Below are 6618 nucleotides of genomic sequence, written 5' to 3' on the forward strand. Positions count from 1 at the left end.
GGCTTATTTTAAGTAAGTTGTAGTTTTGTTGAGAAAGATCCGGGTAATGGATAGCCTTGCAAAGGGGAGGGAACTGGATTTCCGACTTCCCCCCTTTACAAGGGGGGATTGAGGGGGGTAATTTGACTTGTGTGTACACCGTAGCCTTAGCAAGGGGAGGGGAGACAAAGCGCAGCTTTGGCAGGGTGAGGTTCTTCGGGTTTAATAAGTAATCAAGCGGACTGATATCACTCTTCTTCTAGCAACTGTTCTACATATTTTTGCACCAAAGGCACTTGAAAAGCATTGCCTTCTTGAGTCAAAATCTCTTTTCGCGTTAGTTTGCGGACAACGCCTTTGTCTTGCTGTGTGGGAATTTCCCCGTGGATTAAACGCCGAAGTAAATTGCGTAGGCGTAGCCCGTCGTAGACATCGCTATCTGCTAAACTCTTCCATAATTCCCGAAAATACTGATCGCCTCGCTCAAGCACAACAGGTATAACTTCTTTAACATCCTGTGCAGTCACTTTTGCTGTATCAGCTTCTCGCCTGTTTTTTCTGATATCGCGGTTTAGCAACTCCACCAACTCATAACACACCAACTGAACGAGATAAGGTTGACAGCGAGTAAGTTGGATAATTGCATCTACAGCAGTTGGTTCATAGATATTGCTGAAGTTCTCTACTGGCTGTTGAATCAACTCGCGGGCTTCTGACTCGTGCAGGTAAGTCATTCGCAAAGCACGGGTGTTAATTAGATAGTCACTCCAGTAATCATCAAGTTCAGATAACTCCTGTGAACCACTAAAAAGTAAAATCCATTTATGTTGGTGTTGCAGCAGATTACGAATAAAATTGAGCGGCGCACGGCTGCTTGTTGCTTTCACTACCTCACCCAGGCGTTCATATTCATCCAAACAGAGGAGAAATTGCTTACCAGAGTTGTTGCGTTCTATTTCTGCTAACCAAGTTTGCAGCGCCGGAAATGGATCTTCAGCTAGTTTACTGGTATCTGGATTAGGCAAGTAGACTTTGCGGGGTAATCGCCGTGCAGCTTCGATAATTTGTTGAGCTAAATTCTCAGCCAATCCTTTTAACGTTGTAGCTGCTGCTGCTCCTTGTAAATCTACCAGCAAAGGTACAATGTTTGCTTGTATTCTGTAAGGTAGATATTTCAGCGCTGAGGTTTTCCCTGTCCTGCGCCCTCCATAGAGTAACAACACTGGCGGTTGCTCAGAAAGTGTCAAAGATTCGATTTCCTCAAATATGTCCTTTCGCCCTTTGAAACGATTCTTCGCTGTTTCCGGGTCTAGTGAATTACCAGCAATATAAACTTGCCGAATTTCTTTTGATTGCTGTGCCTGTTCCTCTAAAGTGCGCTGCGCCGTCTCTAGTATCGTTAGCCAGCTTTGTGCAGCGTTGCCAAAAGAGACAGCAACACGAGCATCTGTTGTTAAAGCTAGACTTTCCCCCAGTTGACGTAATGCGTTGATCGGAATATTCAGTAACTCATATTGACGATAAAGTGAAGTTGCTTCTTGTGATGCCCGTACATTCTGACTAATATCCAAAAATTGGGGTAGTACAGCGCCAAGTTCCTTTGGTGCTGGTGAGGGAATCCACGCTAGTTGGTTGGCAATCTCCACAATATCGCTCAACCTCTGACAACGGTTGACAATATCTCCAGCAATACCAGAAATTGCCTGTGCTGCAACTTTTTGCTGATTGGTGGATGTAATTAGATAATTAATAGTCTCACGGGCAACATCTGGGTTCTTTCGATAAGCCTCTACAATCATCACATCCATAAAAGGCAGAGGCAAAATAATCAATTCATCAAAGCGAGGCGGCAGATATCGCAAACAATTTACCCGCCTTCCATTGGAAGACAAAAAGAACAAGGTGAGTATCCATAGAAATTCTGGCAACCAGAAGTAAACCCGCAGCAACACACCGAAAATCAACGCCACGCCGTACGCCACGCCGAAGAACCCCTTGTCTAACCCCACGCCGAAAAACCCGCCGTTCAGCACGCCGTACGCCACAACTCCCACCAAGCCTCTCGCCCCGCTTCTCGCCTCGCCTCCCCCCATGAAGAACGCCACGCTTACCACCATGTAGATCGCTACGCCTCTCGCCACGCCTACCGACACGTCTCCCGCCACGCCTCCCGCCACGCCAAACGTCACGCCAAACGCCACGCCGAACGCCACGCCGAACGCCACATCTGATAAAAAAAATTTAGCTCCAAGAACACAGGTAAGTCCAGCAACAAGCCTAATAACTAGCTTATTTTTATTAGCGCCACACTCTAGAACCCTTCCTATAAACCAGCCCACCAAAAAAACACAGCTTAATAACCAGTTAAATGACTCACCACTAATCACAGTGTAAACTGGTGCCACCAGCAATACAGCAACTATTGGAAATACAGCAACTATTGGAACTACAGCAGTTAGCCACCAAACTTGCCCAGCATAGCGACGCAGGCGGGGGTTACTACAAAATTCAGCCCGTTTATCAAAGGGGTTATCTGTCGGCTTTAATTCTGGATGAATTTCCCGCAGCCAGCGTTCAAAGGTAAAAGGTTTGAAATAAATCCAATACAGCAGGCGCACGCAGTCAGCCACATAATTCCAAAAGCCTGATGTTGGCGACCTGTTACTCATGGCTACTTTATCCCCAGCTTGTCACGCAGAAAATCCCAAACTTGATTCCAGTGCAGCACACCCACCAAAACCAAAACGAGCAAAAGCAGAATTACCATCCCGATAATCCAGTTGCTCACATCATCAACAGCCCCACCAATGAACTTGGCTATTCTACCCAGACGTACTGGTAAATCACAAACTAACCAACGCAGCCATAATTGCCACCACTTTCCTTTTGCTTTAGATTTAGGATTTGCAAGCTGTTGTTCAAACTGCTGTTTCGCCCACTTGATAGCCTTGCCTTGTTGACGTGCTTCCCACAAATAATAACCAGCCAATTGCAACTTGTAAGGATGACGATCGCCCCATTGCTGTGCATGATTCTGTTCATCTATACTCAAAGCTGCACTATTTGTAGAGCGAGTTGGTAAGCGCGACAGTTCAATAGCCTCATCTGTATTTAGTTCTTTCAAATAAATAGTGTGACCAATATTGAAAAAACTAGAGACAAACCGATGCTCGTTAGCATAAACATCCAATTGTTTACGCGAAGCCACCACTAGCATCAAGGCGTTGCTATCCATCAGCGATCGCAAATTGTCATAAAATCCATTATCGAATTTATCGGGATATTTCAAAAGGCTTTCAAAATCATCCAGACAGAGGACGGGTAGCTTTCCTTGCTGTTTCCATTCCTTAACCGCATCTGAAAATGCTTGACGATTAAGCGGTTTAGTCTTCCAAGCATTTTGCAGACTGCGTTGTTGCCATCCCTGAACGTGATTCAGTAAACTTTGGGCTACTGCTTCATAGAAACCCGTTTCAGTTTGGCAATCTACACTCCGTAACGGTAAGTAAATCACCACATAACGACTGGTGTTATCTAATACTCGCTGCTGCCAAGTCAGAACGAAGTGATGCAGCAAGGAAGATTTACCAATGTGCTTCTCACCAACTATATTGATACTTGTAGGCTGATCGCCCTTCATCCGAGATGCGATCGCGTGTAATTCATCTTTACGACCGACAAACAGCCTGGGATCTTCAATCATCCCCGCAGCCACAAAAGGATTGTCAGGCAGCGCTCTAGAAGTCATGTAAAGCGTTTATCCTAGTTTCAGCAATTTAAGTGCAATTACCTAAAAGAATAGCACTAGCCCGATAATGTCTTTGTCGTCTTAGACTTGGTATCTGATAAAAATATTTATTTGGCAAATAGGCTAATGTTCACTGCTACAAGTGCAGAACAGACCGTTGATGCGATCGCCAGTTTCCTGAAACTAGATTAACCTGAGAGCAACCCCTTTAGTACCTTTGCCAAATACTCATACTGCTCTCAAGTGTTGTAAATCTGTTCTAACTGCGATGTCTAACGACAAGCCGCTTTGCGTCTACGCAAACGTTGTTGAAACTCCAGCACTTGTTTCGGACAAGCACCAAAAGACCCATGATTCAGAAAGGTAACATACGAGTCAAGTGACCATATATTAGTAACAGATAATCTAGAATCCAAAATTCATAAACTCCCCAGGCTGGATTCGAACCAGCGACCAATCGATTAACAGTCGATCGCTCTACCACTGAGCTACTGAGGATCACTCACGATTTATAATCTTAGGGCTAAAAAGAGGATTTGGCAAGTACTTTCGCCAATATTTTTTTAAATGCTTAATTTATAGAGATTTTGCAGCCAAAATCCATTCACGAACTTAAGCAGAGACTTTTAAATACTAAATATCTACTGTAATCCCATTCGTAATTCAGCCAGACGCTGCCGCGCTTTAGCATCAATGGCATTGGCTAAAAACCTACTCTTAGATTGTTTGCGCGTATGATACTTCTGTCGCATCCGACAGACTGTAGTTTCCACTTCCGCACAGAGTTGTTGTGCCGACAACCATTCAGCCCCATACCCCTGTATCATCAACTGCTGTGCCCGATCTGATGTAGCGACAATCACCCGAGAAATCAAACATTGGGCTATTTGCTGGCGAAAAGAAGCACAAGATTTTTCAATATAAGTATCTGCTGTCTGCCCAAAATCAGTGTAATAAACTGATAAAAGCTCAGTAATAATTTCTTTATTACTAGAGCAATTCTGATATTGGGCATCAAAAACTATTTGAGTTGCATAACCTTGAAACGCACTATAACCTGTCATTGCTTCCACAAGTTCGCCCCGTGCTGCCTCTAGTCCAACACTATCACGCGTTTTTTTAAGACAAGGCCAAGCGCCAATTATATTGTAGCCGTCCACTAACAAAACGGCTTGGAGTAAGGAACGGGGCATGGTTTTTAATCACAATTTTCTAGAGTTTACAAAATTCATTCATAAGTTTTATAATAATTGATGCTTTGTGTGTAACACTATGCTACACAAAACAAAAAATGCGATAAGCTCATAAAACTTACCTTAAGATAGACGCACTAATTTAAAACGCGCCTTTGTTGAAAAGGCGCGTCGCAATATTTTATTTAATAGTGGTGAGTTAAAAGTCACCTAACTTCTGTTTGGCGTAAGCCGCCGCTCAAAGCGCTCGTGCTGAGTGAAAAGACCGCCCACAAAGGATGAAGCATGTACTCGGTGCAAAAGTCCTGAGTACTTTTTACTTCACTCAGTACGGGCTAAACGCCCCGCTAGCGCTAACATGACTCAGCACTCAATTAAGAGGCTTCGCTATGTACCTCCATCAGACGTTGTTTAAGGCGCTGGGCTTCACCCCCATCAACCAGAGAACCTTTTTCTAGTAAGAAAGCGCCGTCACAGTAATTTAACTCGTCTAATCGATGCGTTACCCAAAGGGCTGTAAGACCTCGACTTTTGACGAGGCGGCGGACACCAGCAACTAAATCCAGTTGGCTATCTGGATCTAGTAAGGCAGTGGGTTCATCTAATAATAAAACTTCACAGCGACGGGCGATCGCACCAGCGATCGCGACTCGCTGTTTCTGTCCCCCAGAGAGTGCATAGATAGGCCGTCGTTGGAGGGTAAGCAAATTCACCGCCCCTAGCGCCTCCTCAACCCTTGCTCTGGTAGCAGCAGGTGGTAACTTTTCTTCCACCAATCCAAAAGCCACATCAGCACCAACCGTTGGCATCACCAGTTGATGATCCGGATTTTGGAAGACAAAGCCAACGGGGTGCAAAACCCGAATTTCGCCCGATTCAGGAGCTAATAACCCCGCCAGCAGCCTAAGTAACGTTGATTTCCCACTGCCATTTGTACCCAAGAGCATCCAAAACTCACCCTTGGGTACTTCCAAAGAGCAAGATTTGATAACTTTCTCTCCATTCGGCCAACTGAAATTTAAATCCTTGACCTCAATGCCCACTTGAGCCATTTGTCAACCTTGGTTACTCAGCAGCTACAGCGAAAAAGCCAGGTGGTCTGGCACCGCCAGGGGTTGTACCATCTTTCTGAAAAATCTGCACCCCAGAAATTTCACTAGCGCGGACAGCAATTTTTTTCTCTGTCTTGCCCTCGCACTTGAGTTCTACAATGTCAGGGTTCCCAGAACGGATTGCTGCCAAAATTAGCTGATAGACAGCCTCAGCATCCTCTGCTGACTTACGTTGTACTGAGATCGGGAAAGCAGTGTTTCTGATGCTTAAATCGATGGTAAACATTTAGCAATAATCAAATTTAACTGTGGACTCATTTTAGCGTCAGCTGACTGATTCTAGGGAAATGGGCATTGGGCATTGGGCATGGCTTTCTCCCTCATCTCCCCACTTCATCTAGCTCAAAAATTAATTTTTATGACAAATCCCCTAGAAAAATTAGCGATTTGCACCTAATATGATTAAAGGTATGTAAAAAATTGTAAACTTGGTTAACAACCCGGTTAACTTTCTGCCTATAGAAGGCTTTTATATAGCCATCTATAATACAGATACAACCTGTACTTATAAACATTTGGAGATTTGCTCTAATGACCATCGCAGTTGGACGCGCCCCCAGTAGAGGGTGGTTTGACGTTCTAGACG

The 6618-nt window shown here is 44.5% G+C and carries 5 protein-coding genes and 1 tRNA gene; all 6 read right to left on the minus strand.

Annotated features, from left to right (window positions below; translation table 11 throughout):
• Positions 1-227: 227 nt before the first annotated feature.
• The 6 genes from HWQ41_RS26125 to HWQ41_RS26150 all read right to left on the minus strand — a co-directional run bounded on the left by HWQ41_RS26125 (position 228) and on the right by HWQ41_RS26150 (position 6258).
• Positions 228-2648, minus strand: coding sequence for an AAA family ATPase (locus HWQ41_RS26125; protein ID WP_292769618.1), 2421 nt, complete (start codon positions 2646-2648; stop codon positions 228-230).
• 2 nt (positions 2649-2650) lie between these two features.
• Positions 2651-3727 (minus strand): AAA-like domain-containing protein, encoded by a 1077-nt coding sequence (locus HWQ41_RS26130; RefSeq protein WP_292769621.1) that lies wholly within the window; start codon positions 3725-3727, stop codon positions 2651-2653.
• Between the two features lie 426 nt (positions 3728-4153).
• Positions 4154-4225: transfer RNA gene (locus HWQ41_RS26135), tRNA-Asn, on the minus strand.
• Between the two features lie 143 nt (positions 4226-4368).
• Positions 4369-4920 (minus strand): NYN domain-containing protein, encoded by a 552-nt coding sequence (locus tag HWQ41_RS26140; protein ID WP_292769624.1) that lies wholly within the window; start codon positions 4918-4920, stop codon positions 4369-4371.
• A gap of 374 nt (positions 4921-5294) precedes the next feature.
• Positions 5295-5972: an ABC transporter ATP-binding protein gene (locus HWQ41_RS26145; protein ID WP_292769627.1), complete on the minus strand. Its 678-nt coding sequence runs from the start codon at positions 5970-5972 to the stop codon at positions 5295-5297.
• 13 nt (positions 5973-5985) lie between these two features.
• Positions 5986-6258, minus strand: a complete 273-nt coding sequence (locus HWQ41_RS26150) for a hypothetical protein (protein WP_292769630.1) — start codon at positions 6256-6258, stop codon at positions 5986-5988.
• Positions 6259-6618 lie beyond the last annotated feature (360 nt).

Source organism: Nostoc sp. NOS(2021) (assembly GCF_017115025.1).
GTDB lineage: Bacteria > Cyanobacteriota > Cyanobacteriia > Cyanobacteriales > Nostocaceae > Nostoc.

What these genes read in the sequence shown, in the direction of transcription:
- HWQ41_RS26125 (WP_292769618.1), bottom strand. Translation starts at nt 2,648, where the DNA reads ATGAGTAACAGGTCGCCAACATCAGGCTTTTGGAATTATGTGGCTGAC.
- HWQ41_RS26130 (WP_292769621.1), bottom strand. Translation starts at nt 3,727, where the DNA reads ATGACTTCTAGAGCGCTGCCTGACAATCCTTTTGTGGCTGCGGGGATG.
- HWQ41_RS26140 (WP_292769624.1), bottom strand. Translation starts at nt 4,920, where the DNA reads ATGCCCCGTTCCTTACTCCAAGCCGTTTTGTTAGTGGACGGCTACAAT.
- HWQ41_RS26145 (WP_292769627.1), bottom strand. Translation starts at nt 5,972, where the DNA reads ATGGCTCAAGTGGGCATTGAGGTCAAGGATTTAAATTTCAGTTGGCCG.
- HWQ41_RS26150 (WP_292769630.1), bottom strand. Translation starts at nt 6,258, where the DNA reads ATGTTTACCATCGATTTAAGCATCAGAAACACTGCTTTCCCGATCTCA.